A 26,879-nucleotide genomic window follows, 5' to 3' on the forward strand; every position below is an offset into this window, starting at 1 on the left:
TCCTCGCGCTCACCGGTCGAACCGGATCAGATCGTCCAGCAGCCGCGCCGCCCACAGCGGGGGCGGCCCGGACGGCCGGTTCGGGTCGGGCTCGGGACCCGGCTCGGGGCCGTCGTCGACGTCGTACACGAACAGGTCGAACAGGAGGCGGCCGCGCAGCGCGCGCAGGTCGTTCCAGGCCTGCTGGGTACGGGAGTTCATCAGTCCCTGTTCCTGCAACGGGAAGGAGATGTCCTGCATCTCGTCGTGCGTCGTCCACGGCGTCACCCCCACCGGGGCCAGCGCCGCGTACGGCGACCTCTCGCCGTCGGCCGGGTCCTCGATCCTCACGCGTCCTCCTCCGCCCCGTCGGCCCCCAGCAGCCGGCGCCAGCGCCGGACCGCGTCCAGGAGCACCTGACGCACCACCGTCGACGTCGAGTCCGTGCGGGCCGCCCGGATCAACAGATAGAGCGCGAACGGCACCTGCTCGTCCTGCGCCAGAACCGTCCGGGCCCGCTCGGTCAACCGCCGTGCCAGCGCCGGGAGTTGATGCGGGGCGACCGGTTCCTCCAGGTCCGTCGTGCGGATCAGCTCGGCGAGACCGGCCAGGCCGATCCGTTCGGACACCAGCGCCTCCAGGGCGATCAGTGTGTCCGCGAGCGTCTCCCGGTACCCGTGCGCCAACGCCCCCCGCAACCCGGTGTGCAGCAGCGTCAGCCCCTCCTCGATCAACGCCAGCCGCTCCACCGGGTCGGCGGTGCGCTCGTCCAGCGTGTACACCAGGCACCGGACGAGGTTGTCGCGGGCGTGCCCCGACTCCGGGTTCAGCTCCAGCGCCCGCCGCAGATCGACCTCCGCCGCCGGCACGTCCAACGGCAGCCCGTGCCGGGCCCGCAACGACGCCCGCCACACCCCGCGCACCGACAGCACCAGCGACAGCTGGGCGTCCAACTGCCCCGACAGGTCCGGGGGAAGGGGCCGCAGCATCGGAGTGACCCGCTCGGCCAGCGCCACCGCCTCCGCCAGGGCCGCGTCCCGCTGCGCCGCCTCCCGCTCGATCAGCCAGTCGATCCGGCCGAGCACCATCTGCACCACCGCCCCCTCGGTGCGCGACCGCATCCCGGCCCGCCCCGACACCAGCAGCGCCTGCGACCAGTGCTCCAACGCCCCCTCCAGACCGTCACTGCCGCTGGTCAGCGCCGTCTGCGCGAGCGAGAGCCGGGCCTGCACCGCGAGCGCCGCCCCGTCCTGCGCGCAGCGCACATACCGGCGCGGCAGCCGCAGATACGCCGGGTTGTCCCGCAGGAACCCCGCGCAGTGGTCGCACGCCCGCACATGCTCCCGCGGATCGGCCGCGCCGCCCGGACCCGCGCAGTCCTGGGGCAGCCCGGTCAGCGCGGGCAGTTCGGGCAGCCCGGCCAACGCCTCCTCGAACCGCCGGGCCTCCACGAACGCGTAGGCGGGCGACAGCGCCGAGAACGCCCAGCGCAGCCGACGCGCCGTGAACTCCCCGGGATCTTCGCCCCGTTGAGCCGCCGCACTCAACTCGGCGACCTGCTCCGCGAGTTGATCCTCAAGCCCCAGCATCCGCACGAACCGCGGCCCACAGGCCAGCGCCCGCCCCGAACCCGGCACCGACGGCAGCCCACCGGCCTCCCTCAGCACCCGCGCCCCCGCCAGCTCCGCCTCCAGAACGGCCGCCAACTCCCGGTACGCCGACGCCGGTTCGGGCCGGTCCTGGTCCAGGTGCTCCTGCTCGGCCGCGATCAGCCGGTCCGCGAGCCGCAGCCCCAGGTCCCGGCGCAGCCTCGCCACGTCGGACGCGGACACCGCATGCCGGTAGCAGGCGGCCCGTTCGGCGCGCCAGCCGTCCCAGTGCCGGGCGTCCCCGAGCAGCGCCGCCCAGTACGCGAGCGCCTCCTCCCACACCCGCACCGCGTGCTCCCAGGCGCCGATGTGCTCCAACTCCCGTGCCTGCCACAGCCGGGCCACCGCCAGGGCGTGCACCACGGCCATGTCCCCGGGCGCCTGGGCCAGCCGCTCCCGCCAGGCCGCGATCGCCGCGTCCCGCCCCCGGGCGACGAGCAGCAGCAGCGGCGCGTCCTTCGGGAACCGTGCGCACAGCGCGTCCAACGGGTCGGACAGGTCGTCCGGCGACAGCCGCGCCACCGCCTCCCGGATCGCGTCCGGCGCGTGCCAGCGGTACAACAACGCGTCCAGTTCCAGCCGTTGACCGGCCTTGCGCAGCTGGTTCCAGGCCTCCCGCTCCTCCCACGGCCAGGCGTTGGCCTGATGCCGTTCCATCAGGAGGTACGACACGTTGTCGACGTCGGCGATGGACGAACCGGGCCCGATCCCCGCGTCCCTCAGCGCCAGATAGGGGAACGTCCCGTCCCGCAGCGCGAACGGGTCCGCCACCAGCGGCTCACCGACCGTGCCCTCCACCCACGACAGCCGCAGCACCGCCCGCAGCCGCGCCGCCTGGGCCCGCGCCCCCTCGTGCTCGGCACCGGCCCGCTCGTAGGAGTCGACGGCGGCGGCGAACCGGCCCTGCTCCTCCAACAGCCGCCCGGTGCAGTGCGCCAGCCGCTCCGGCGCGTCCCGGAACCCGCCGCAGACCGTGAAGGCGTCGGCGGCCCGCCGCCAGTCCCGCTCCGCCTCCGTCAGCCGCCCACGCGCGTACTCCGTCAGCGACGCCGCGTCCGCGTGCCCGCGCAGCGCGGTGCCGCCCCGGACCGCCTCGGCCCAGTCGCCCTCGGCCTCCGCCTGCCGCACCCGCGCGTAGGCGGCCCGCACGGTGGCGTCCGCGAACCCCCCGTCGTCGGCGAACGCGTCCGCCAACTCCCCGTAGATCTCCGCTATGTCGCGCCACTGATCGGCGCCGGCCGCCGACTCCTCGGCCACCCGGGCCCCGGTGTACCGGGCACGCGGGGCCACATCGCCGTGCCCCTCGGGCAGCCCCCGGTAGCCCGCGAGCGCCGCCGCCCAGTCCTCGTCCCGCTCCGCGAGCCGCGCCAGCACATACGCGTGCAGCAGCGCGAACTCGTCGTCGACGTCGGCGTACACCGCCAACGGGCCGCGCGCCCGCTCCAGTTCGCCCAGGCTCAGCGCGTGCAACGCCGTCGCCTTGCGCCGCAGCAGCCCGACCGCGCCGCCCAGCGCCTCGTCCGGCACGTCGTCGAGGTGGCCGAGGACGGAGGTCCAGGTGTCGGGCCGGGTCGCGTCCTGCCGTTCGGCGAGCCGGGCCCGCGCGTAACGGCGCCGATGGCCGACGTCGCCCTCCGCGTGACTGTCCGGCAGCCCGCCGAAGTCCTCGACGACCGCCTTCCAGTCCTCCCGCGCGGCGGCGGCCCGGCCCCGCGCGTACAGCAGCAACGGCGCCGTCGGCTCCGGGAAGTCGTCGATGCCGTCCGGCACTTCGGCGAAATGCTCCCGGGCCGCGTCCCACTCACCGGCCTGCGCGGCGGCCCGCCCGAGCACGTACCGCCGCCGGGCGTCGGCGTCCGGATGCCGGGCCTCGCGGTACGCCTTCGCCGCCTCCGTCCACGCCCCGCGCCCCTCGGCGACCCGCCCCCGCGCGAACCTCCGCCGCTCCGCCGCGTCCCGGTACCCCTCGGGCAACAGCCCCAGACACTCCAACGCCCGCCCCCAGTCCCCGACTTCACCTGCGGCGACCCCGCTCTCGTAGACCCGCCCCCGCAACTCCCCGAGCCACGCGGCGGGATCGGGGAGAGCGCCGACGGAACGGGCATCGGCGGTGGGAGGAGCGGGGCGGGCGTCGGTCGTGAGGGCGGTGCAACGGGCGTCGGCGGTGGAGGTGCCGGGTGCGTCGGCATCGGGCGCGGTGGCCGACCCGGCCTGTGCGGCGTGGGGCGCGGTGACGGCGGCGAGTTCGGCGACGGCCGCTTCCATCGCCGTGAGCGCCTCCGGCCAGGAACCGGCCTCGGCCGCCGCCTGACCCCGGGCATGGTGAGCCCGCAGTGCGGCGTCCTCGAAGCCGACGGCCGCCCCGAACCGCGCCTCGGCGTCCGCCCACCGCTCCCCGTCCTCAGCGACCCGCCCGGCCGCGTAGGCGAACCAGGAACCGAGGGCGGGGGAGGGGCAGGGCGTGTCCGGGCCGTCGTTCCCGGGGCTGGTCTCGGACGGGTCGGCGTCGCCTGGACGGCCGTTGGCCGAGGGGGTTCCGGACGGGGCGACGGCGCCCGAACGGCCGTTGTCCAGCCGGGTGTTGGTCGGGTCGGCGTCGTCTGTAGGGCCGTTGGCCGAGGGGGTGTCCTGGGGCCGGTGGCCGTTCGGGGGCGAAGGGGGCGTGGGGGCGTCCGGGGGTGTGGCCCTGGGGTTGGCGCGGTGCGCCGTCGCCTCGCGGAACGCGTCGTGCGCCGTTCTCCAGTCGTCCTCGGCCGCAGCCGCCCGCCCGCGCGCGTAGGCGGCGCGGGCCGCCCCGTCGTACAGGGCCGGACAGTGGCCGAAGGCGTCGGCGGCACCCCGCCAGTCCTCGGCGGACTCGGCGCCGCGCCCGCGCGCGTACGCCGCACCGGCCAGCGCCGGGCCATGACCGGCGCGCAGCCCGAGCGCCTCGCCGTACGCGGCCGCCGCACCCGACCAGTCGGCGTCGGCGCATGCGGCGGTGGCGCGCGCGCAGGCGGCGGCGAGGGCCAGTTCCGTACCGGCCGTGCCGTGCAGCCGGACGGCTTCGGCGAAACCGTCGGGCCGCTCGGCGAGGATGTCCTCGCTCAGGGCGCGGGCCGCCGCCCAGTCACCGGTGCGTTCCGCCGTACGGGCCCGCTCCAGCAGGGCGGTGAGCCGGTCCAGGCCCCGCACCTCCGCGTCCAGCACCGACAGCCAGCCCGCGCCGCCGCGCGGCAGCGCGTCCCGGACGCCGGCCAGCGCCTGGGCGGCCTCCGCCGGGCGGCCGTCCGCGAGCCGCCGGCACAACCGCTCCACCTGCGGCCACGCCAGCTCGTACACCGCCTCGTCGCGCAGCAACTCCTGTTCCTCGTGGAAGACATGACCGGTGTCGAGGATGCGCCGCACCTCGCCCCACTGCCGACGCAGCCGCTGATAGCGGGCCGCCTCGATGAACTGCGTCGCGTGCACGTCCCCGGTGGAGTTGTCGTACGCCTCCCACGCCTGGGCGCCCCGGCGCAGCGGGTCGTGCGCCGGGTGCTCGTCGTCGCGGATCTCCCGCGCCTTGAACAGCCAGCCGTGCCGGCACTCCTCGTGCAGGAACAGCGCCGGGGTCGTCCACTCGGCGACGGTGTGCCCGGGCTGGTAGGAGATCCGGCGCCGGGCGGCGGCCATCGCCTCGTCGATCGTGCGGTTGAGCGCGATGCCCTTCAGCAGCGCGGGCCCGAACAGCCCGGCGGACCGGTCGCTGACCAGACCGTGCATGGCGACGACGGCCGGGACCCCGCCGCCGATCAACGCCTGCGCCAGCCCCGAGAACGGCTCGCTGTGCGAACTGTCCGCCCCCGCACAGAGGTTGAGCACCGCGAGCCGCAGCCGGGGCACCCGCAGCAGCATGCCGCTGAGCAGATCGGCGGGCACCGGATCGACGGCGCGGTCCGGGGTCTCCAGATGGACGAGCCCCTTGCCGAGTTCCTTGTCGTAGGACCCGTTCGCGATCAGCAGGATCGCCGTCGGCAGGTCGGACGCCTCGCCGAGCGCCTCCTCCAGCCGCTCCCTGGTGGCCGGGCGCACCACCGTCGTCTCCACCGCGATCCGGGGCAACTCCCGCAGCAGGTCGGTCACTTCGGCCTCGGCCACCGGCAACTGGGCGCCGTCGGGGGCGGCGTGCACGACCAGCAGCCGGATCTTGCTCGACTCGTCGTCCGGCTCCGGCAGCCGCCGCCCGATCGGACCGCCCGGCAACGACCGCACCAGCGACACCCCGTCGTGCAGCGCGGGCGACTGGCCCGGCTCGGTCGCGGGCGCGCACAGAGTCTCCAACGGCAGCGCGCGCAGCTCGGGCGGCAGGTCGAAACGGAGCCGCAGCCCGCGCTCCGGACGCATCCGCCGCACCTGGTCGTGGGCGTCCCGCAGACACTCCGCGACCGTGGTGCCGAGCAGCGCGAACACATCCCGGCCCAGGTCACGCAGGCGGGAGGCGGCATCCTGGTCGCGCAGCGGGGCGTAACCGAGGTCCGCCTCGATCAGCCGCTCCCACCGCTCGCGGTACTCCTCGGCCCGGTCGCCGACGATCAGCAGCTGCGCGCCGCCGCCGACCCCGCTGACCGTCAGCACATGGCGCCGCACGCCGACCGGGCGCACCCGGACCCGTAGCTCCTCGTACTCCATCACTCCGGCAGACCCCCGATCCGCCCCTGCTCGAACTCCGAGTGAACCAGGGCCAGATCATGATTGACCAGATCCCGCAGCTCGGTGAGTTCGGGATCGGCGGGGAAGTGGACCAGCGCGGCGGTGAGCCGGTCGGCCGCCTCCTGCCAGTTCCTGATCGCCCCGGACAGACTGCCCGACCAGCGCAGTTGCGCGCCGAGGATGTGCAGGGCCACGGCCAGGTTCAGCTGGGCGCGCAGCAGATGCGGGTTGAGTTCGACGGCACGGCGCAGATCGGCGGCCGGGGACTCCATCCGGTCCCGGGTGCGGTTGGCCCGCGCGATCGCCCGGTCGGTCAGCACCCGCGCCAACTGCCCCTTGATCCGGTCGTGTTGCCCCTCGCCCAGGAGCGCGTAGGCGGCCTCCAGGGTGTCCCCCGCGCCCTGCACGTCACCGGCCCGGTGCAGCCTCTTGGCCGCCCCGAGCGCGGCTTCCGCGACGACACCCTCGACCTCCGGAAGCCTCCCGAGCGCCTGGGCATGCGTCAGCGCCCGCTGCCAACTGACCGCCGCGGCCCGCACATCGACCCCGCCCGCCCCGAGCGCCGCCCGCCCCTGCGCCAGCCGCGCCGCCAACGCCACCACCCGCCCGTCCCCCACCAACTGCCGCTCCTTGTCCGGCAGTCCGGAGTACGCGGGATTCCGCGCGTCGAAATGAGGACACCCCACATCACAGACAGCGGCCCGGGAACGCTGAGCCTGGACAGGGGTCGCCGGGCGCTCGACGGAGGCGTCGGTGTGATCTGACGAGTTCTGTGAGTCTTGGGGATTGCGGTCCGAACGACTGCGTCGGTCAAGGGAGTTGGACCCCGAGTCACTCGCCCCCCTGGCGCGACAGCTCGGGCAGCGCAGGCCGGACAGGGCGGAGAGGGCCTCGGCCGGGCGGTCGAGACGGAGCAGGGCGTGTGCGTAACCGAGGTGGGAGAAGGCCTGCCGCAGTTCCGGTGCCGCCTCGCCCGCGCCGGCGACATAGGCGCCCAACTCCCCCTCCCGGCCCAGTTCCACGATCCGCAGCGGGCCGCAGACCAGGGGTTCGATGCCGGGGGCGGGCGGGAAACCGCCGTTCTCCGCGAGCAGCCGTGCCGCCTCCGTCTCGCGGTCCAGGACGATGTCGGGGGAGGGGCGGACGGACGGATCGGCCTCGGGCATCCGGGCTTCGAGGCGGGTCAGCACGTCGGCGCGCAGGGCGGTGAGCACGTCGTCGCCGAGAGGGGTGGCATACCGCTCGGCGGCCTCGACGCGCCGCGCTTCCCAGAACCGGGCGTCGTGCAACAGCCCTGCCCACAGGGCGACACAACGCCGCCAGGTCTCGGGCGTGCGGTCACCGTGAACGGCGTCCAGCGCGTGCCACGCCATCACGGCGAGGGCGTGCGTGAGACGCCGGTCCGCGGGTGCGGAACGGGACGCCCCGGCCAGCAACTCGACCCCGTCCCCCCGCCGCCCACCCCGACAGAGCGCCACAGCATGCGCCACCACAAACCCCTTCTCAGCGGGGTCAAGCTGCCGAGCCCGATCAAGCAGCAGAGCGGCCCTGCCCCAGTCGACGGCGGTGGGGGGTGCGTGGCGCTTCGGTGGCGTCGCCCCTTCGGACGCGCGGCGCTGGAGAGCGGCCGGGCCCTCCGGGGCGGGGGCTGCATGACGCCGGTGGGCGGGCTGGGCTGCCTGGGGCGAGGCGGGGCCCTCGGGGCCCTGGCCGGGCGCGGTGGGTCGGCTCCGGTGATCGGCTCGACGTCCCGAACTGCTCGCGTCCGCCTGGCTGTTGAACGTCGCCGGGTGCTGGTCGGTGACGGTGCCGACGTCGACGACCGGCGTCCGGTTGCCGTGGCCCGCCTGCTCGCTTGACCTGGCGGTTCCGCTCTGGTCGGCGGCGACTGGGTGGTTGTGAGGGCGGGTGGGGGTCTCGGTTCCGGTGACGCTGGCCGTGTCGGCGGCAGAGGGCTCGGGTTGGGGGTCGGTGGGGTCGGTGGGGTCGGTGGGGTCGGTGGGGTCGGTGGGGTTTGTGGGTGGGGTGGCGTGGCCCTCGGCTGACCTCCTTCCGCCCCGGCCGTCGGCCTGCTCTTCGGGCCAGGCACGCCGGTCTGCCTCTTCCGCTCGGCCCCGTGAATCGCCCTGTGCGTCCGGGCGACCGGGCAACCCGGCCTCTTCGGCCTGCGGCGCCTGGTGTCGTCGTTGGGCCGGTTGTGCTTGGCCGGTTGGGGCGGTTCCTCCGTGTGCTTGGCTTCGCCGTTCGGCCAGTTCTGCTTGGGCGGTCGGGGCGGTTCGCTCCTGTGCCTGGTTCCGCCGTTCGGCCTGCTCCGCTTGGTTGGTTGGGGCGGTTCGCTCCTGTGCTTGGCTTCGCCGTTCGGCCAATTCCGCCTGGCCGGTCAGGACAGGATGTTCCTGCGCTCGGTCGCGCCGTTCAGCCTGTTCGGTCTGGCCGGGTGGCTCGGCTCGCCCCTCCGACTGCCGCTCCGGTGGGCCCCCGACACCGCTCACCTCGCCGTTGCCCATGGCGGCTCGCGCCGCCGCGCTCAGCAGGCGGGCCACCTCGCGAGACGTCCCGCCGGACAGCGCGGCCAGCACCCAGCGGGCCTCCGCGTCCAGGGCACCGAGCCGCCCGGCCGACCGCAAGTCGGCGAGGGCATCGCCGGGACGGCCGAGGCGTACGCGCGTGTAACCCCGTTGGATCAGCGCGGGCCCATCGCCCGGCCGGCGTTCCAGCAGCCGGGTGAACCTGTCCTCCGCGATCTCGTACTCACCCCGGTGAGCGGCGGCACAGCCCAGCCAGTACGCCGGCCCCCGGTCGACCGGCCGCAACCGCAGGGCCCTACGGAACTCCTTCTCCGCCCGCCGCGCGTCCCCGGCGCCGAGCAGAACCCGCCCGAGCCCGACATGCGCCCGCGCCCCGAGCCGGTCGGCAGAGGCGACGTCATCGGTGCGGACGCCGGAGGAGGGGGCGCCCTGCGTTGCGCCTTCCGGGCTGGTGCCGGGATCGCGAACTGGCCCTGAAGCGCCGGGGGTTTCAGCATCGCCGGGGACCTTCGCACCCGCAGGCTGATGTCCGCTGCCAGCGTCTCCACGCGCCTGCGCGCACGGTTCCCCGGCCGGGTCGGCCTCCGTGTCCCTGGTCGGGTCGGCGTGCAGCCCTTCGCCTGAACTCGCCGTCCAACTAACGCCGTTGGCATCCTCGCTCGACCGCCCATGCCGATTTCCGGACGAGTCCGCGTCCCCAGCTCCACCTGGTTCGACGAGCCACTCTCCGCCCGTCCCCGCAGGCCAGCTGCTGTTTCTGCCGCCCCCACGTGCACCCGGGCCACGCTCCCCGGACGCGTCGGCCTCCCCGAGACCAGCGGGGCCGACGCGCCGCACCTCGGGGCTGTCGCCGCCGTGGCCTCGTGCCGGGTCGGCGTATCGCGCTTCGCCGCTGCCTGCTTGCCAGTTGGGGCCTCCGGCATCGTCGCGCGGCCGTGCGCGCCGGTCGCCCGGAGCGCCGGTGTCCCCACCTCCAGCCGGGCCGGACTGCTCCCCTTCGCCGCTGCCTGCGCGCCAGTTGGGCGTTCCCGCGTCGTCACGTGCTCGTGCGCGCCGGTCACCGGACGAGCCAGTGTCCCCGCCCCCAGCCGGATAGGCACGCCCCCCTTCACCCGTGCCCACACGCCAGTCGGGCATCCCCGATTCATCACCCGCCCCTGCGCTCCCGTCGCCGGCCACGCCCGCGCCCCCCGCCGGAACGGCCCCCTGCCCCTCACCCACGCCCCCGTGCCCGCACTCACCCCGAGCCCCCGGCCCGAACCGCCCCCCGGACGAGCCCGGGTAGCCACCCTCACCCCCGGACGTGCAGTCACCCCCACTCCAGGGCGCACCTCCACTCCCGGCGGCAACACCACTCCCGCCCTCAGCGGCAACCTCACTCCCGCCTCCGGAGGCAACGTCGCCCCCACCCCCGGCGGCACCCTCGCCCCCGTAGCCATCCCCGCCCCCGGCGGCACCCCCACCCTCGCTAGCCCCCGCATCCCCGTCCTCCAGTGGCCCCAGCCCCGCGAGTACCGCTTGGAAGGCTTGTTGCGCTTCCTTGGGGGAGCCGGTGGTCAGGAGGGACTCGGCGTGTTCGCAGGCCCGTTGGGCCTCGTGCAGATCAGTGGGCGGCATTGAGTTCCCGGCCCCCGTTCCGTGCTGCGCATCCCCGTCGCACGCCATCGCGCGCCTCGCCTCAGCCCGCCGCCTCGTCCAGTTCGGACCGCCACCGGCCGTGGGCCCGGTCGTAGTGGACGGGGCCGAGGGCGAACCGGGACAGGTCGAGGACGGCCAGCTGTTCGTACGCCTCCTGGGGCAGATCCCCCTCCAGGACCACCCGCAACCCGGTCCGCTCGTCCTGGAGCACCAGCGGGCGCGGCACCGGGCCAGGTGCCGGCGATCCGTCGCGGTGGGCCAGGCGGCTCACCAGCGCCTTCAGCCCCTGGTACGCGTCCTTGACCGCCTCCGCCCCGATCCCGGCGAGGAACCCCTGCAACGGAAGCGACGCCAGCACCAACCAGTGCAGCTCCTCCGGGCCACGGTGCGGCGCCCGGCGCCGGACGCGGCTCGCGGGTGCGCCCAACTCACCGAACAGCGTGGCCAGTTCCCGTTCCTCCGGCTCCGACACCTCCTGGGCGAGCAGCAGTTCGGAGCGCAGCGGTGTGTCCGTCATGACGGCCTACCTCCCCCGGGCCTGGACGGCCGGTCGGCTTCCATGTGATGTTCGAGCGTAGGGCGGTGGGAGTGCCGTCCGCCACCTGAACCGCAAGGCCTTCACCCTGACTTGGGAGTCGAGCGTGGAATGCGGGACTGGTGGCTTTATGTCCAAGCCGTGTCCAAGCCGTGTCCCAGCCACGTCCCCGCGCCGCATCCCCAAGCCGCTTCCCCAAGCCACGTCGAGCCAAGTCGTGCCACGTCCGATCCAGCCCCCCCGGCCAACACTCCCGCCCCGAAGGCCTCTTGGCACTCCCTCGGGCCTCCCCGTGAAAGAACGTCACACCTGCCCCGCAGAACTCCCGGAATCACTCCTGATTCACGCGATGGTGTGATCATGTCCCCGGATACGGATGGCTCAGGAGGGCCCTGGGTAAGGCCCGGCCATGACGCAGCAGCCCTTTGAACTTCCGCACTTCTACATGCCGTACCTCGCGCGGCTCAATCCCCACCTGGACGAGGCGCGCGCCCATTCGACGGCGTGGGCGCGCGAGATGGGCATGCTGGAGGGGTCCGGGGTCTGGGAGCAGTCGGATCTGGACGCGCACGACTACGGTCTGCTGTGCGCCTACACGCACCCCGACTGCGACGGCCCGGCACTGTCGTTGATCACCGACTGGTACGTGTGGGTCTTCTTCTTCGACGACCACTTCCTGGAGATCTTCAAGCGCACCCAGGACCGGGTCGGCGGCAAGGCCTACCTGGACCGGCTCCCGCTCTTCATGCCGATGGACCTCTCCACCCCGATGCCCGAGCCGCAGAACCCCGTCGAGGCGGGCCTCGCCGACCTGTGGACCCGCACCGTCCCGGCCATGTCCGAGCAGTGGCGGCGCCGCTTCGCGACCGCCACCGAGCATCTGCTCAACGAGTCCCTGTGGGAGCTGTCCAACATCAACGAGGGACGGGTCGCCAACCCCGTCGAGTACATCGAGATGCGCCGCAAGGTCGGCGGCGCCCCCTGGTCGGCCGGGCTCGTGGAGTACGCGACCGCCGAAGTCCCCGCCTCCGTCGCCGAGTCGAGGCCGCTGCGGGTGCTGATGGAGACGTTCTCGGACGGCGTCCACCTGCGCAACGACCTCTTCTCGTACCAGCGGGAGGTCGAGGAGGAGGGCGAGTTGAGCAACGGCGTGCTCGTCCTGGAGCGGTTCTTCGGCTGCGGCACCCAGGAGGCCGCCGAGATCGTCAACGACGTCCTGACCTCACGGCTGCACCAGTTCGAGCACTCGGCGTTCACCGAAGTCCCGGCCGTGGCACTGGAGATGGGGCTGACTCCGGCCGAGGTGCTCGCCGTCGCGCAGTACACGCAGGGACTCCAGGACTGGCAGTCGGGCGGCCATGAGTGGCACATGCGCTCCAGCCGTTACATGAACGCACGCGCGCGCAGCACCACACCCTGGACGACGCCCACCGGCCCCGGCACCTCCGCCGCCGACATCCGCACCCTGCTCGCCGCGGCCGGAGCCGAACGGCTGCGCGCGTACACGCACGTGCCGCACCAGAAGGTCGGGCCCTCCCTGCTGCCCGACTTCTTCATGCCCTTCTCACTGGAACTGAGCCCGCACATCGACGCCGCGCGGACCCATCTCACCGAGTGGATGCACGCCATGGGCATGCTCCAGGAAGGCGTCTGGGACGAGGACCGGCTCGCCGCCGCCGACCTGCCGCTGTGCTCGGCCGGCATCGACCCGGACGCCACCCCCGAGGCCCTCGACCTGAGCGCGCAGTGGCTCGCCTGGGGCACCTACGGCGACGACTACTACCCGCTGGTCTTCGGCCACCGGCGCGACCTCGCCGCCGCCCGCCTGATCACCCACCGGCTGTCGGACTGCATGCCGGTCGGCGGCGAACCGGTGCCCGCGCCGGCCAACGGCATGGAGCGCGGGCTGATCGACCTGTGGGCGCGGACCACGGCCGAGATGAGCACCGACGACAAGGTCTCCCTCAAGGAAGCCGTCAACAAGATGACCGAGAGCTGGGTCTGGGAGCTGTCCAACCAGTTGCAGAACCGTATCCCCGACCCCGTCGACTACCTGGAGATGCGCCGCAGCACCTTCGGCTCCGACCTCACCCTCGACCTGTGCCGGATGGGCGCGGGCCCCGCCGTGCCGCCCGAGGTCTACCGCAGCGGCCCGGTCCGCTCCCTGGAGAACGCGGCGATCGACTACGCCTGCCTGATCAACGACGTCTTCTCGTACCAGAAGGAGATCGAGTACGAGGGCGAGATCCACAACGCCATCCTCGTCGTGCAGAACTTCTTCGGCATCGACTACCCGTCCGCACTCGCCGTCGTCCACGACCTCATGACGCAGCGCATGGAGCAGTTCCAGCACGTCGCCGCGCACGAACTGCCCATCGTCTACGACGACTTCGACCTCTCCCGGGAGGCCCGCGCGGCCATGGACGCCTACGTCAAGGACCTGGAGAACTGGCTCGCGGGCATCCTCAACTGGCATCGGGAGGTGGACCGTTACAAGGCGGAACACCTGGCGGGCCGCACCCACGGCTTCCGCCCCGACCAGGCCCCCACCGTCCCCATCGCACCCGCTGCCCCCATCGCCCCCGCCGTCCCCATGGCGTCCGGCGCTCCCACGGCCGCCCCTGCCGCTCCCACCGCGCCCGCCTTCACCGCCCCGTCCGCGATGTCGGTGATGACGGCGATGTCGTTCAGCTGAGAGCGGCCGACCGCCGTCCGCTCAACTGCCGCTCGGCGTAAGGACGTTCAGCGTAAGGCCGTTCAGCGGACGGCCCGCTGAGCCGCGTGCTCGGTCGCGGCCCGTGCCAGCGCCCGGATCATCGGGTGCGGGTGCGGGCCGGTGGCGCTGGACAGTTCGGGCTGGAAGAGGGAGAGCAGGAAGAAGGGGTGGCCGGGCAGTTCGGCCACCCGGACGTGGCCGTCGTCGTCGTGCCCGGAGAACCGCAGCCCGTGCGCCCGCAACGTGTCGAGGTGCCGGGAGGGTCCGTACGAGCAGAAGTAACGCTCGACCGTGCGCCGCGTCCCGAGCACCGACTCGGCGAGCGAACCCGGCTCGATCACGACGGCGCCCTCGTGCCCGGAGAGCGAACAGGCGAGCGGTTCGATGAGCGGATCGGCCGCCCCCGGGTCGTTCTCGGCGTGCGCGACACCGGTCAACCCGCAGACGTTCCGGGCGAATTCGAGCAGCGCGTGCTGGAAGCCGCCGCAGGTGCCGAGGAACGGGATGCCCGCCACGCGCGCGGTGCGGATCGCGGCGAGCACGCCCGCCTCGCTGCGGTAGGGGCTGCCCGGCAGCACCCACACGGCGTCGAAACCGCTCACCGCGTCCTCGGCGAGCGCGTCCTCGGTCGAGATCCAGTAGGCGTCCAGGACCAGCCGGTCCCGTTCGGCGAGGGCGTCGAGCAGGAGAGGCACCCGGGTGTGTGCGGCGACGTTGGGCGAACGGTCGCCGACCAGGGCGATCCGGGGCGTGTGAGCTGCGGAGTTCGTCATGCGCCCATCCTCCGCACCCCCGAGGATCACGTCCAACGATGATTTCTGGTCCGCCGATAAGCGATGCTGATGCATGCTGGTGCGATGGACCCGCACCTGCTGCGCACGTACGTCACCGTCGCGCACCTCGCCTCCTTCTCCGAGGCCGCCCGCGCCCTCGGCTACACCCAGTCGGCGGTGTCCCAGCACATCGCCGCCCTGGAACAGGACCTCGGCACGCCCCTGCTCACCCGCCGCCCGGTGGCTCCCACCGCAGCCGGTGAACGCCTGCTGGAACACGCGGGCCCGCTGCTGCTGCGCCTGGACGCCGCCCGCGCGGACGTCGCCCGCATCGCCGCCGCCCCCGCACCCGGCCTGACCCTCGCCGCCGCGCCGACGGCGCTGTCCCCGGGTGCCCTCGCCGCCCTCCCGCGCACCGGCGCGACCCTGCGGGTGCTGGCCCGCGACGAGATCCCGGCGGCGGTGGCGACCGGCGCGGCCGACCTCGGCCTGGTCGACGGCCTGGCCGCGCCGACCGACCCGCTGCGGTTGCCCGACGTCGCCCCGCTCACCACCCACGGCGTCGCCGAGGACGCCGTCCGCGTCCTGCTGCCCACCGCCCACCCCCTCGCCGGACGCCGTGGCCTGCGCCTCGGCGACCTCGCCGACGCCCGCTGGCTGGACGCCCCCGACGCCGGTCTGCCGCTCGCCCAGCTGCGGGCCGCGAACGGGGGCCACGGTTTCCGCACCGCCCTGCGCTGCACCGGCACCGACGTGCGCACCCTCACCGCCCTCGCGGCGGCCGGCCACGGCCTGACCCTGCTGCCCGCCCCGGCCGCCGAGGGCGTGCCCGGCACCGTCGCCGTCCCCCTCACCCACCCCCGCCTGGTCCACCGCACGGAACTGCTCTCCACGGGAACCCTGCGAGGCGCGGCGGCGGAGTTCGCCCGGGAGCTGGGCACCCGGGACTGACCGCCCCGGCGGCGGTCACAACCGTTCAGGGCCCCCTTGAACGACCTCACCCGAAGCCCCGCAAGGCCCGGCAACGCCCCCCGTATGGGATGCCCCGTAAGCGAGCCCGCCCGCACAAGGTCCCGCGCGGAAACCCGCAGGGGACCACCCAGGAACGCCGCCAACTCCCCCAGCCAACAAGACCCGTAAGGGACCCAGCCAGTGGCCGGACCCGTAGTGGCCGGACCCGTAGTGGCCGGACCCGTAGTGGCCGGACCCGTAGTGGGCGGGCCCGTAGTGGGCGGGCCCGTAGTGGCCGGACCCGTAGTGGGCGGGCCCGTAGTGGGCGGGCCCGTAGTGGCCGGACCCGTAGTGGCCGGACCCGTAAGGGGACGGCTGGCCGGAGACCCGTAGTGGGCCCCGTAAGGGTTGTCCGTCGGGCCGGTCCGGGCGGGTGGCGTGGATGGGGGCCGGGTGGCGGCGATGATCCGGGGGATCGTGCCCCGGGCCGTCGGCCCGGCGATCCGACGGAACGGAGCACCCGTGCACCTGTCCCCGCGTCAGACCCCGGCGGCCCTGCTGCTGGCCGCCGCCCTGGCCGCCGTTCCCACCGCGCACGCGGCCGGACCGCCCGTCGCAGCCGTTGTCGGCCCGCGTGCGGGTGAACTGCCCGCCACCGCCCCCGCCGTTCCCGTCGGGCGCTCCCCGCGGGCCGTGCGCGGGCAGTACATCGTCACGCTCAAGCCCGGCCGGGTCCCCGGGGAGATCCTGCGGGCGCTCGGGATCACGCCCAGGTACACGTACGCGCGGGCGCTGAACGGCTTCGCGGCCACGTTGGACCCGCTGGTGCTGCGTGCCGTGCGGACCGACCCGGCCGTCGCCGCCGTCGAGGAGAACTCCACCGTCAGCGTTCCCGCGAGCCCCGAGGACACCGCCGTCCGCGCGCCCGCCGCCAGCTGGGGGCTCGACCGCATCGACCAGCGGAACCTGCCCCTGGACGGCGAGTTCACCACCCAGGGGCACGGCGCCGGGGCGAGCGCCTACATCCTCGACACCGGCATCGACTTCGGGCACGAGCAGTTCGGCGGGCGGGCCGTGCCCGGCTTCGACGCCGTCGGCGACGGCAGGAACGGCCTCGACTGCCAGGGCCACGGCACCCACGTCGCCGGCACCGTCGCGGGCCGCACCTACGGCGTCGCCCCGCAGGCCGCCCTGGTCGCCGTGCGCGTCCTGGACTGCACGGGCAACGGCGACAAGGCGCAGACGATCGCCGGGCTCGACTGGGTCGCCCAGCACGCCCACCGCCCCGCCGTGCTCAACGCGTCCGTCGGCGAGGAACGTTCCCAGGCCCTCAACGACGCCTTCACCGCCCTCTCCGACCAGGGCGTCCTGCCCGTCGTCGCCGCCGGGAACGACGCCGTCGACGCCTGCACCGCGTCCCCGGCCTCCGCCGACCGGGTCGTGACCGTCGCCTCGTCCGACCGGGACGACCGGCAGAGCAGCTTCTCCAACTGGGGCCGCTGCGTCACCCTGTACGCCCCCGGCCGCTCCGTCGTCTCCGCGAAACTCGGCGGCGGCAGCACCACCCTCAGCGGCACCTCCATGGCCACGCCCCACGTCACCGGCGTCGCCGCCCTCTACGCGGCGCAGCACCCCGCCGCGACCCCCGCCGACCTCACCGCCTTCCTCACCACCACCGCCACCCCCGGCGTCCTGACGGACGTTCACGCGGGAACCCCCGACAAGCTCCTGTTCACCGACGGCCTGTAACGGCGGCCCCGCGCCGGGGGAGTTTCCTCCCGGCGCCCCCCCGGCGGCCGGACGAAAGCCCCGAATCGGCTCGCGTGGCCCCGGCGGGCCGGGCAGGATGCTCCCCGTACCGTGTGATCGCTCCTCGCACGCGCTGTCGTGGAGCCACCGATCGTTCTTCAGCGCCCAGGGAGGCCCGGATGTCCGGCCGCACGCCCACGTCCTTCACCGTCGACGACTACCGGGCCCGCATGGAACGCGCCGTGCGCGCCGCGGCCGACGCCGGTCTCGCCGGACTCCTCGTGGCGCCGGGCCCCGACCTGGTGTGGCTCACCGGCTACACGCCCCCCGCCGCCACCGAACGCCTCACCCTGCTGGTGCTCACCGCCGACCGGCCCCCCGTCCTCGTCGTGCCCACCCTGGAGGCCCCCGACGCCGCGCACGCCCCCGGCGCCGCCGCGCTGAGCCTGCGCGACTGGACCGACGGCAAGGACCCCTACGCCGCCACCGCCGCCCTCCTCGACAGCACCGGCCGCTTCGGCATCAGCGACAACGCCTGGGCGCTGCACCTGCTCGGCCTCCAGCGCGCGCTGCCCGACACCGAGCACACCGCCCTCAGCGAGGCGCTGCCGATGCTGCGGGCCGTCAAGGACGCGGCCGAACTGGAACTGATGGCAGCCGCGGGCGCGGCTGCCGACGCAACGTTCGAGGAGATCAGGAAAGTTCCCTTCGCCGGGCGCAAGGAGTCCGACGTCGGCGCGGAACTCGCCGATCTGCTGCGCCGGTTCGGGCACTCCCAGGTCGACTTCACCATCGTCGCCTCCGGGCCGAACGGCGCCAACCCGCACCACGAGGTCGGCGGCCGTGTCATCGAGGACGGCGACATGGTCGTTCTCGACTTCGGCGGCCTCAAGGACGGCTACGGCTCCGACACCTCCCGCACGGTCCACGTCGGTGAACCCACCGACGAGGAGCGCCGGGTGCACGCCGTCGTGCGCGAGGCGCAGGAGGCCGGGTTCCGCGCGGTGCGGCCCGGGGTGGCCTGCCAGGAGGTGGACCGGGCCGCCCGCCAGGTCATCGTGGACGCCGGGTACGGCGAGTACTTCATCCACCGCACCGGCCACGGCATCGGCGTCACCACCCATGAACCGCCCTACATGATCGAGGGCGAGGAACAGCCCCTGGTGCCCGGCATGTGCTTCTCCGTGGAGCCCGGCATCTACCTGCCCGGCCGGTTCGGCGTCCGGATCGAGGACATCGTCACCGTCACCGAGCACGGCGGCCGACGCCTCAACGACACCGACCGCGACCTCGTCGTCGTGAACTGAGCGGGCCGTGCGCGCCGAGCAGACCGAGCGGACCGTGGGCACCGGAGCGACGGCGGTACGCCGATGACCCAGGCACCCGCGCCCACCGCCGACACCGTCCGCCGCCTGGTCGGCACGCTCCTCAAGGCCGACAGGAACGCCAACGGCGACAAGAAGGCCGATAACGGCGACAAGAAGGCCGCCAACGGCGACAAGAAGGGCGGCAACGGCGACAAGAAGGGCGGCAACGGCGACGACGGACCCGGCCTCGACGTGCGGCCCGTCGGGACCGGCGACGCGCCCTACACCTGGTGGGTCGGTGCCCGTCAGGTGCTGCGCCTCGCCCGCGACCGGGACACCGCCCTGCGGCAACGCCGTGAACTGCGCCTGCGTGACCTGGTCCGCCCGCACCTGCCCGTCGCCGTGCCGGTCAGCGTCGCGCACGGCGAGTGGACGCCGGGCCTGACGTACACCCTCGACACCGTGGTGCCCGGCGTCGGTGCCGAGGAGCACGACGTCTCCGCCCTCGGCGAGGCCGACCTCGCCGGGATGCTCACCGGGATGCGCGAGGTGCCCGCCCGACACGCCGACGCGCTCGGCGTGCCGCAGCTCGCGCCGCGCTCCCTGGAGGCGCTGCGCCGGATGGCGGTGCAGAGCGCCGGACGGCTCGGCGCGGCCGACGAGTTCGACCCGGACCTGATCCAGCAGTTCCCGGCGACGGCGGCCCTTCAGCTCGCCGTGCAGCCCGGCAGCGCGGTCCTCGTCCACCACGGCCTCACCGGCGAGCGCCTCGTGCTCAGCGCCGAAGGACGGGTGCGGGGCGTCCTCGGCTGGACGGACGCGGCCCTCGGCGACCCGGCCGAGGACATCGCGGGCCTCGCCGTCGCCGTGGGCTCGCCCGCCGCCGTCCGCGCCGCCACCCTGGCCGGTTACGGCGCCCGCCCCTGCCTGCGCGGCCTCTGGCTGGCCCGCTGCGACACCCTGCTGCGTCTCGCGGCCGCTGTCGACGGGCGGGCCGAGGAGCCCCTCCCGCTGCTCCGGCTGCGGCTCACGCGCGCGTGGGAGGCGATCCTGCTGGAGCGGGTGACCGAACTCCGCGACGACGCCCAGGAGAAGGGCCCCTGACCCGGCTCAGTCCTGCAAGAGCACCACACACGACTCCCCGGGCAGACGCAGCAGCCCGTCTGCCCCCGGCGCCCGCACCGGCTCCCACGCGGCCAGCACGCGCGCGTGCCGCGAGCCCAACGGGATCGCCGCCGGGGACGACGAGAGGTTGACGGCGACCCGGACGTCCCCGCGCCGCAGCGCCAGCCAGCCGTTCTCCTCGTCGTAGGCCACCTTCGTGTCGGTGAGGTCCGGGTCGGTGAGGTCGGGCTGCTCGTGCCGCAGGGCGATCAGGCGCCGGTACCAGTCCCGTACGCGCGCGTGGGGCTCCCGCTCGGGCTCGGACCAGTCGAGGCAGGAACGGTCCCGGGTCGCCGGGTCCTGCGGATCGGGCACGTCCTCCTCGGCCCACCCGTGCGCCGCGAACTCCCGCCGCCTGCCCCGCCGTACCGCGTCGGCCAGCTCCGGGTCGGTGTGGTCGGTGAAGAACTGCCAGGGCGTCCCCGCCGCCCACTCCTCGCCCATGAACAGCATCGGCGTGAACGGCGCCGTCAGCGTCAGCGTGGCCGCGCAGGCCAGCAGACCGGGGGAGAGACCGGCGGAGAGGCGGTCGCCCTGGGCGCGGTTGCCGATCTGGTCGTGGGTCTGGCTGTAGCCCAGCAGCCGGTACGCCGCGACCCGGGCGCGGTCCAGCGGCCGCCCGTGACACCGGTCCCGGAACGACGAGTAGCCGCCGTCATGGAAGAAGCCCCCGGTGAGGGTCCTGGCCAGGGCGGCGAACGGGGCCCGCGCGAAGTCGGCGTAGTAGCCCTGCGACTCGCCGGTCAGCGCCGTGTGCAGGGCGTGATGGAAGTCGTCGTTCCACTGCGCGTGCAGCCCGAGCCCGCCCCTCGCGCGCGCGGTGATCACCCGGGGGTCGTTCAGATCGGACTCGGCGATCAGGAACAGCGACCGGCCCAGTTCGGCGGCGAGACTGTCCACAGCCGTCGACAACTCCTCCAGGAAGTGGCACGCGCGCGTGTCGACGAGCGCGTGCACCGCGTCCAGGCGCAGCCCGTCCAGGCGGTAGTCCCGCAGCCAGGCCAGCGCGCTGCCCACCAGGAACGCCCGCACCTCGTCCGAACCGGGCGCGTCCAGGTTCACCGCCGAGCCCCACGGCGTGTGGTGCGTGTCCGTGAAGTACGGGCCGAACGCCGGCAGGTAGTTCCCGGACGGACCGAGGTGGTTGTGGACGACGTCCAGGACGACGCCCAGGCCGAGCCCGTGCGCCCGGTCGACGAACCGTTTCAGCGCCTCGGGGCCGCCGTACGGCTCGTGCACCGCCCACAGCGACACCCCCTCGTAGCCCCACCCGTGCCGCCCGGGGAAGGGGCACAGCGGCATCAACTCGACGTGGGTGATGCCCAGTTCGACGAGATGCCCGAGCCGCTCGGCCGCCGCGTCCAGGGTGCCCTCGGGGGTGAACGTGCCCACGTGCAGCTCGTAGAGGACCGCCCCCGGCAACGGACGCCCCGCCCACTCGGCGCGCCACGGGAACCGCCCGTGGTCGACGACCGCGCTCAGCCCGTCCGGGCCGTCCGGCTGGCGGCGCGAGCGCGGGTCGGGCAGTACGGGGCCGTCGTCGAGCGCGAAGCCGTACCGTGTCCCGTCCCGCGCCTCCGCCTCCGTGCGCCACCACCCCGCACGGTCGGGATCGCGCTCCAACGCGCGCGTGGACGACGCTTCCTGATGGAGCGTCACTCGGTCGGCCTGCGGTGCCCACACCTCGAACTGCACGGACGGTTCCCCTTCGTCTGCCCCATGTGACGGCGTCCCGTCCATCGTGCTGCATGCGCCGTCGATCCGCCCTCGGATGCGCCTGATCGCGCGGCGGGTGTCGTCGCCCGGGCGGGGCGGGTCCCGTGGAGCCCGCTTTCTGGACAGCGCGGCGGCCACTGACCGACAATCACCGATGTGACGTCGTCCTTCGAGTTCAACACGCAGCCCGCGCGGCTCTCCGACGTGGAGCGCGACAAGGCGCTGAAGCTGCTGCGGGACGGCGTCGCCACCGGACGGCTGTCGCACGACACGTTCGTGCGCCGCATGGAACTGGCGCTGACCGCCCGCCGCTCGGACGAACTCGCCGTGCTCACCGCCGACTTGCCCACCCGCAGCCGTTTCTCCCAGGTGGTGTTCGGCTCGGTCGAGGCGGTCTCCGGGTTCACCGTGCGGCTGCGGCGGGCCTGGCAGGCCGAGCGGCTGCCCAAGCTGCTGCTGCCGCACCCCGGCGCCGGTCACCCGCTGCGCATCGGCCGCGACCCCGCCAACGGGCTGCGGCTGACCCACGAGACGGTCTCCCGGGTGCACGCCGAGTTGAGCATGCAGGGCGGCATGTGGGTGCTGCGCGACCTCGGCTCGGCCAACGGCACGACCGTCAACGGACGACGGGTGATCGCCGCCGCCGTGGTCCGCGAGGGCGACCAGGTCGGATTCGGACAGATGGCGTTCCGCCTCGCCGCCCACTGAACGACGTTGCCGCCGGGGCCATCGGGCCCACATCCCTTTGCCCGTACGGGTGTTGACGTACCCCGGAACTCCATGACTGACTGTGCGTACGTCCGGCACGTCAGGTGAACCGTCTCGGCGCCGCCCTCGTGGAGGTGTGCCCTGCCGCCCCTCCCGTACTACCCGACCGTCGACGAACTCGGCGCGCGGGCCGCGGCCCTCGTCGCCCGCCATCCCGCGAACGCCCGCCTGCGCCGCGTGGGCACCTCCCGCGCCGGACGCCCGCTGCTGCTCCTGAGCGTCGGACACGGCAGCCGCCAGGCCCTCGTCGTCGCCGGACCGCACGCCAACGAACCCGTCGGCGGCGCCACCGTCCTGCGCCTCGCCGCCCGCGTCCTGGCCGACCCCCGGCTCACCGACGGCGCCGACGCCACCTGGAACCTCCTGCTGAGCGCCGACCCCGACGGACTGGGCCACAACGAGGGCTGGCTCGCCGGCCCCTACACCCTCGGCCGCTACATCCGGAACTTCTTCCGCCCCGGCTTCCTCGAACAGCCCGAGTGGCTGCCCACGGGTGCGGCCGGCGCCACGCTCCCCGAGACCCGCGCCCTGCTCGCCCTCCAGGACGAACTGCGTCCCTTCCTCCAGTGCTCGCTGCACGGCGTCGACGTCGGCGGCGGCTTCGTCGAGGTCACCCACGACCTGCCGGGACTCGCCCGGCGCCTCGCCCACACCGCCGCCCGCCTCGGCATCCCGCGCGAACTCGGCCCCTACGACACCCTGTACTGGCCGAGCCTGGGCCCCGCCGTCTACCGGATACCACCACCCCGCCCCGGCGACCTGGCCGCCGCGATCACCGAGGCCGCCGTCGAGTCGACCTGGCTGCACCCCTGCCGGCACGGCACGGTCACCGCCGTCGTCGAGGCCCCCATGTGGGGCGTGGCCGCCGTCGAGGACGACACCCCGGCCGCCGACCCCGACGCCGTCCTGCGCACCGTCAGCCACACCCTGCGCCACGACATCCGGCTGCTCGACGAGGTCCTCGCGCGCCTCGCCCCGCACCTCGCGCGCGTGCCGGACGCCGCCCGGCTGCTCGCCCCCGTCGACGACTACCTCCTGGTCGGCCCCCGCCTCGCCGACGCCTGGGACCCCGACGTCGCCGACGGCACCCGCAGATTCCCGACGCTCAACGGCGGCCACCTCACCGCCCTGCGCCTGTCCGGCCGCAGGATCGCCCTGCGCACCGCCGGACTGCTCCACCAGCTCGCCGGGCGCCACGACCCGGCCGGTGTCCGGCCCGGCCTCGACCGGCTCATCGACGCCTGGTGCGCCGAGTACCGCGACCGCTGCGGGGCCCGCTGGATACCGGTCGCCCGCCAGGCCGAGTACCAGGCACGGATGGTGCTCGCCGCGTTCGAACTGGCCGGGCGGCTCCCGCGCGCCCGTTCCGGTTGCCGCTCCCATTCGGGTGAGCCGGGCTGGGGTCACGGCGCCGTGGTGCCGATGCACCGGGAATGAACGTCACTTCTTCCCTCCGGGCCGGCCTGCTCGCCGCCACCCTCCTGCTCGCCTGCGCCACCCCGGCCGGCGCCGACGCCGCTCACACGATCCCCGGCAACCACCTCTACCTCACGGTCACCAAGGGCACGCCCCAGTCCAGCGACACCCGCGGCACCCTGCTGATGTGCGCCCCGCCCCAGGGACACTCCCGCGCCGCCGAGGCCTGCGCCCAACTCGCCACCGCGCGGGGCGACATCGCCGCCATCCCGGCCGCCCGAGGCTACTGCCCGGCGCTCGAAGCCCCGGTCGCCGTCCACGCGCGCGGGGTGTGGGACGGACGGTCGATCGAGTACCGGCACACCTTCCCCAACGCATGCGTACTCGCCGACCGCACAGGAGCAGTCTTCGCCCTCGACACCTGACACCTCCGCCGGGGGGGCCTGCCGCTGAGGCGCTGGGGCGCTGGGGCGCTGGGGTGCTGAGGCGCTGGGGTGCGCGGGCAGAAACTCCACCACGCACGCGTGCCCCGTGAACTCAGGTTCCGGGGCCCGCGCGCCCGCCCGCCGCCCAGGCGCAAAGTTCCTGCACGCACGCGTGCCCCGCCAACTCGCCCTCCGGGCCGCCACGCACCGCCCACCGCCGGGGTGACACCTGGCGGTGGGACGGCTATCGCCCCGGCACTCGCTCAAGTAGCGCCCCGGCAACGGGCAAAAGCTCCTCCCCGCGCGCGTGCCCCGTGAACTCGCTCTCCAGGCTGCCGAGCCCGCCCACCGCCCTGGGGCGGCACCTGCGGTGTGCGGCCACTACTCCGGCACTCGCTCAGTAGCGCCCCGGCAACCGGGCAAAAGCTCCTCCACGCACGCGTACCCCGCTAACTCGCCCTCCAGGCCGCCGCGTCCGCCCACCGCCCCGGGGCGGCACCTGCGGTGAGCTGCCGCTACTCCGGCACCCGTTCCAGCAGGGCCACCGGCAGTCGGGCGAAGAGTTCCTCCACGCGTGCGTGGGTCGTGAACTCGCGTTCCGGGGCCAGGGTGTCCGTCCAGCGGCCCGGAGGCAGGGTCAGGCGGGTGTCGCGCCAGCCGCCCGCTTCCGCGAGGCGCAGCGACAGCCGGGTGACGGCCGTGACGGCCTCGCCCGAGCGCGTGAACGCCAGACAGTGCGCCGCCGCCGGGCCGGTCACGGTCAGCGGCGCGTACGAGGACCCGGCGCCGAAGACGTCCGGGCGTCGGGCCCGCAGCCGCAGCGCGGCCGTGGTGAGCGCCCTCTTGTCCCCGGGGTCGACCGGCGGGAACCGCACCGGCCTGCGGTTGTCCGGGTCCACCAGCGCCCGGAACTCGCCCTCCGTGCCCTGGTACACGTCCGGCACCCCCGGCATCGTCAGATGGACGAGAGCGGCCCCCAGGACGTTGGCCTGGATCGGGGAGCCCAAGGAGTCCCGCAAGGCCGTCACAAGGCGCCCTGGGGCCCCGCACGGGCCCGCCGCGACGAACGCGGCGGCCGCCTCCTCGTAGGCCGGCTCCTGTTCCGTCCAGCTCGTGTACAGGCCCGCCTCCCGGATGTGCTTCAGCAGCGCCTGCCCGACCCGTTCCTCGTCCGCCTCGCCCAGGCCGAACAGCGTCTGCCAGGCCGCCCACGCCAACTGCCCGTCCGGCACCGGCGTGTCGGCGTGCGTCGCCTCCGCCAGGACGTCCGTCCAGCGCTGCGGGCACTCGGTGAGGACCGCGAGGGCCGCCCGGACGTCCGCGCTGCGCTTGGTGTCGTGCGTGGTGACGACGGTCCCGGTGTGCGGCCAGTCGCGCTGCACGCGCGCGCAGTGGGCGTGGAACTCCTCCGGGGACACCGCCGGTCGCCCCGGGTCGCCGCCCACCTCGGTCGCCGACAGCAGCGGCACATAGCGGTAGAACGCCGTGTCCTCCACGGACTTGGCCCGCAGCGCCGACGCCGTCTGCGCGAACCGCGCCCGGAACTCGGCCCCTTCGGGCCCGGGGCAGGCCGTCCCGAGGACCAGGTCGCGGACCACGTCGACGGCGCCCGCCTCCTCCGGCACGACGAACGCGAGCCGTGCCTCGGCCGCCGCCTCCCGGGTGACCACCGACGCCGCGTCCCCGCTCTCGTAGGGCCGGTAGACGCCGAGGCGGACGAGGAGTTCCTCCAGGGCGGTGCGCAGCGCCCAGGGCGCCCGGTCGCGCAACGCCAGGTCGTGGGAGGCGGCGCAGAGCCGGGCCGCCGTGCGGGCCAGCCGGTCGGTCTCGGCGGCCAGTTCGGAGGTGAGCACCTTGTACGCGGCCCGCCGCACCGTCGCCGCCCACTCGCCGCCCCGGTCGGTCTGCGGGGCCGCGAACCGCCGGTATCCGGCGAGGAGTTCGTCGAACCCGGCCGGGTCGGTGAAGAGCCCGTCGACCTGGCGCAGGGCGTCGTAGCCGGTGGTGCCCGCGACCGGCCAGGACGGTGGCAGCGGCTCCCCGGCCGACAGGATCTTCTCCACCACCGTCCACCGCCCGCCCGTCGCCTCGTGCAGCCGCGCCAGGTACGCGTCCGGGTCGGCGAGCCCGTCGGGGTGGTCGACCCGCAGCCCGTCGACGACGCCCTCGCGCAGCAGCTGGAGCGTCTTGGCATGGGTGGCCGCGAACACCTCGGGGTCCTCGACCCGGACGCCGATCAGCTCCGAAATGCTGAAGAACCGCCGGTAGTTCAGTTCCGTGCGGGCCAGCCGCCACCACACCGGGCGGTACCACTGGGCCTCCAGCAGCTCGGGCAACGGCAACTGCTCGGTGCCCGCACGCAGCGGGAACGCGTGGTCGTGGTAGCGCAGGACGTCGCCGTCGACCCGCAACGCCTCGACCTGGGTGCCGAGCGGCCCGCCGAGCACCGGTACCAGCAGCTGCCCGCCCCGTACCTCCCAGTCGATGTCGAACCAGCGCGCGTAGGGCGACGCCGGGCCCTCCCGCAGCACCTCCCACAGGGCGTGGTTGTGGCGCGGGGACATCGCCATGTGGTTCGGCACGATGTCCACGACCAGCCCGAGCCCGTGCCCCCGAGCCGTCCGGGACAGCGCGCGCAGCCCCTCCTCGCCGCCCAGCTCCTCCCGCACGCGCGCGTGGTCGACGACGTCGTAGCCGTGCGTCGAGCCAGGCACCGCCTCCAGGACCGGCGACAGATGCAGATGCGACACGCCGAGCGAGGCCAGGTACGGCACCGCCCCGGCCACGGCGGCGAACGGGAACTCGGGCGTCAGCTGGAGCCGGTAGGTGGCCGTGGGCACGACGGAGGCGGGGCGCTCAGGAGTCATGGAACCCTACGTACCCGCCCCGCCGCC

The 26,879-nt window shown here is 74.5% G+C and carries 16 protein-coding genes; 9 read left to right on the top strand and 7 right to left on the bottom strand.

All coding sequences use genetic code 11. The annotated features are described in order from the left end of the window. Window positions 1-9: 9 nt before the first annotated feature. Genes ACIQOU_RS05365 through ACIQOU_RS05375 form a run of 3 tightly spaced genes read right to left on the bottom strand, consistent with a single transcriptional unit; the run spans window position 10 to window position 7,789 of the window. Complete coding sequence (locus ACIQOU_RS05365) at window positions 10-330, bottom strand: hypothetical protein (RefSeq protein ID WP_401534029.1); 321 nt, start codon at window positions 328-330, stop codon at window positions 10-12. Beyond that, entirely contained in the window at window positions 327-6,278 is a 5,952-nt protein-coding gene (locus ACIQOU_RS05370) for a CHAT domain-containing protein (RefSeq protein WP_401534031.1), read from the bottom strand. The genes ACIQOU_RS05365 and ACIQOU_RS05370 overlap by 4 nt, the downstream gene beginning before the upstream one ends. Continuing rightward, window positions 6,278-7,789 carry a hypothetical protein gene (locus tag ACIQOU_RS05375; RefSeq protein ID WP_401534033.1) on the bottom strand — a complete coding sequence of 504 codons (1,512 nt, stop codon included), beginning with the start codon at window positions 7,787-7,789 and terminating at the stop codon, window positions 6,278-6,280. The genes ACIQOU_RS05370 and ACIQOU_RS05375 overlap by 1 nt, the downstream gene beginning before the upstream one ends. Window positions 7,790-8,644: 855 nt before the next feature. Here ACIQOU_RS05375 and ACIQOU_RS05380 point away from each other — a divergent pair. Continuing rightward, a complete protein-coding gene (locus ACIQOU_RS05380; RefSeq protein ID WP_401534034.1) occupies window positions 8,645-9,304 on the top strand; it encodes a hypothetical protein in 660 nt (219 codons plus the stop codon). Between the two features lie 1,201 nt (window positions 9,305-10,505). On the opposite strand, the gene ACIQOU_RS05385 is transcribed toward ACIQOU_RS05380, so the two are convergent. After that, window positions 10,506-10,982, bottom strand: a complete 477-nt coding sequence (locus ACIQOU_RS05385; protein ID WP_401534035.1) for a hypothetical protein — start codon at window positions 10,980-10,982, stop codon at window positions 10,506-10,508. A 427-nt stretch (window positions 10,983-11,409) separates the two neighbouring features. Between ACIQOU_RS05385 and cyc2 the strand changes: the two genes are divergently transcribed. Next, on the top strand, window positions 11,410-13,695 hold the full coding sequence (gene cyc2 / locus ACIQOU_RS05390; RefSeq protein ID WP_401534036.1) for a germacradienol/geosmin synthase Cyc2: 2,286 nt from the start codon (window positions 11,410-11,412) through the stop codon (window positions 13,693-13,695). A 62-nt stretch (window positions 13,696-13,757) separates the two neighbouring features. On the opposite strand, the gene ACIQOU_RS05395 is transcribed toward cyc2, so the two are convergent. Beyond that, window positions 13,758-14,489 (bottom strand): hypothetical protein, encoded by a 732-nt coding sequence (locus tag ACIQOU_RS05395; RefSeq protein ID WP_401534037.1) that lies wholly within the window; start codon window positions 14,487-14,489, stop codon window positions 13,758-13,760. 84 nt (window positions 14,490-14,573) lie between these two features. Between ACIQOU_RS05395 and ACIQOU_RS05400 the strand changes: the two genes are divergently transcribed. From ACIQOU_RS05400 to ACIQOU_RS05415, 4 genes are all read left to right on the top strand, one after another. Then, the gene (locus ACIQOU_RS05400) at window positions 14,574-15,440 is read left to right on the top strand and encodes a LysR family transcriptional regulator (protein ID WP_401534042.1); all 867 of its coding nucleotides are present in this window, start codon (window positions 14,574-14,576) and stop codon (window positions 15,438-15,440) included. Between the two features lie 522 nt (window positions 15,441-15,962). Beyond that, a complete protein-coding gene (locus tag ACIQOU_RS05405; protein ID WP_401534044.1) occupies window positions 15,963-17,189 on the top strand; it encodes a S8 family peptidase in 1,227 nt (408 codons plus the stop codon). Between the two features lie 179 nt (window positions 17,190-17,368). Beyond that, window positions 17,369-18,496, top strand: a complete 1,128-nt coding sequence (locus ACIQOU_RS05410) for a M24 family metallopeptidase (RefSeq protein ID WP_401534045.1) — start codon at window positions 17,369-17,371, stop codon at window positions 18,494-18,496. A 63-nt stretch (window positions 18,497-18,559) separates the two neighbouring features. Further along, window positions 18,560-19,600 carry an aminoglycoside phosphotransferase family protein gene (locus ACIQOU_RS05415; protein WP_401534047.1) on the top strand — a complete coding sequence of 347 codons (1,041 nt, stop codon included), beginning with the start codon at window positions 18,560-18,562 and terminating at the stop codon, window positions 19,598-19,600. 6 nt (window positions 19,601-19,606) lie between these two features. Here the strand turns inward: ACIQOU_RS05415 and treZ are convergent, their stop codons facing one another. Further along, window positions 19,607-21,355 carry a malto-oligosyltrehalose trehalohydrolase gene (treZ, locus tag ACIQOU_RS05420; RefSeq protein ID WP_401534049.1) on the bottom strand — a complete coding sequence of 583 codons (1,749 nt, stop codon included), beginning with the start codon at window positions 21,353-21,355 and terminating at the stop codon, window positions 19,607-19,609. 177 nt (window positions 21,356-21,532) lie between these two features. On the opposite strand from treZ, the gene ACIQOU_RS05425 reads away from it, so the two are divergent. From ACIQOU_RS05425 to ACIQOU_RS05435, 3 genes are all read left to right on the top strand, one after another. Beyond that, window positions 21,533-22,084 (top strand): FHA domain-containing protein, encoded by a 552-nt coding sequence (locus ACIQOU_RS05425; RefSeq protein WP_401534051.1) that lies wholly within the window; start codon window positions 21,533-21,535, stop codon window positions 22,082-22,084. A 141-nt stretch (window positions 22,085-22,225) separates the two neighbouring features. Then, on the top strand, window positions 22,226-23,581 hold the full coding sequence (locus ACIQOU_RS05430) for a M14 family zinc carboxypeptidase (protein ID WP_401534671.1): 1,356 nt from the start codon (window positions 22,226-22,228) through the stop codon (window positions 23,579-23,581). Beyond that, entirely contained in the window at window positions 23,578-23,985 is a 408-nt protein-coding gene (locus ACIQOU_RS05435; RefSeq protein ID WP_401534053.1) for an SSI family serine proteinase inhibitor, read from the top strand. The genes ACIQOU_RS05430 and ACIQOU_RS05435 overlap by 4 nt, the downstream gene beginning before the upstream one ends. A gap of 515 nt (window positions 23,986-24,500) precedes the next feature. Here the strand turns inward: ACIQOU_RS05435 and treY are convergent. Further along, window positions 24,501-26,852, bottom strand: coding sequence for a malto-oligosyltrehalose synthase (treY, locus tag ACIQOU_RS05440; RefSeq protein WP_401534055.1), 2,352 nt, complete (start codon window positions 26,850-26,852; stop codon window positions 24,501-24,503). Window positions 26,853-26,879 lie beyond the last annotated feature (27 nt).

The organism is Streptomyces sp. NPDC091279 (assembly GCF_044757465.1).
In the GTDB taxonomy this organism is placed as follows: Bacteria; Actinomycetota; Actinomycetes; order Streptomycetales; family Streptomycetaceae; genus Streptomyces.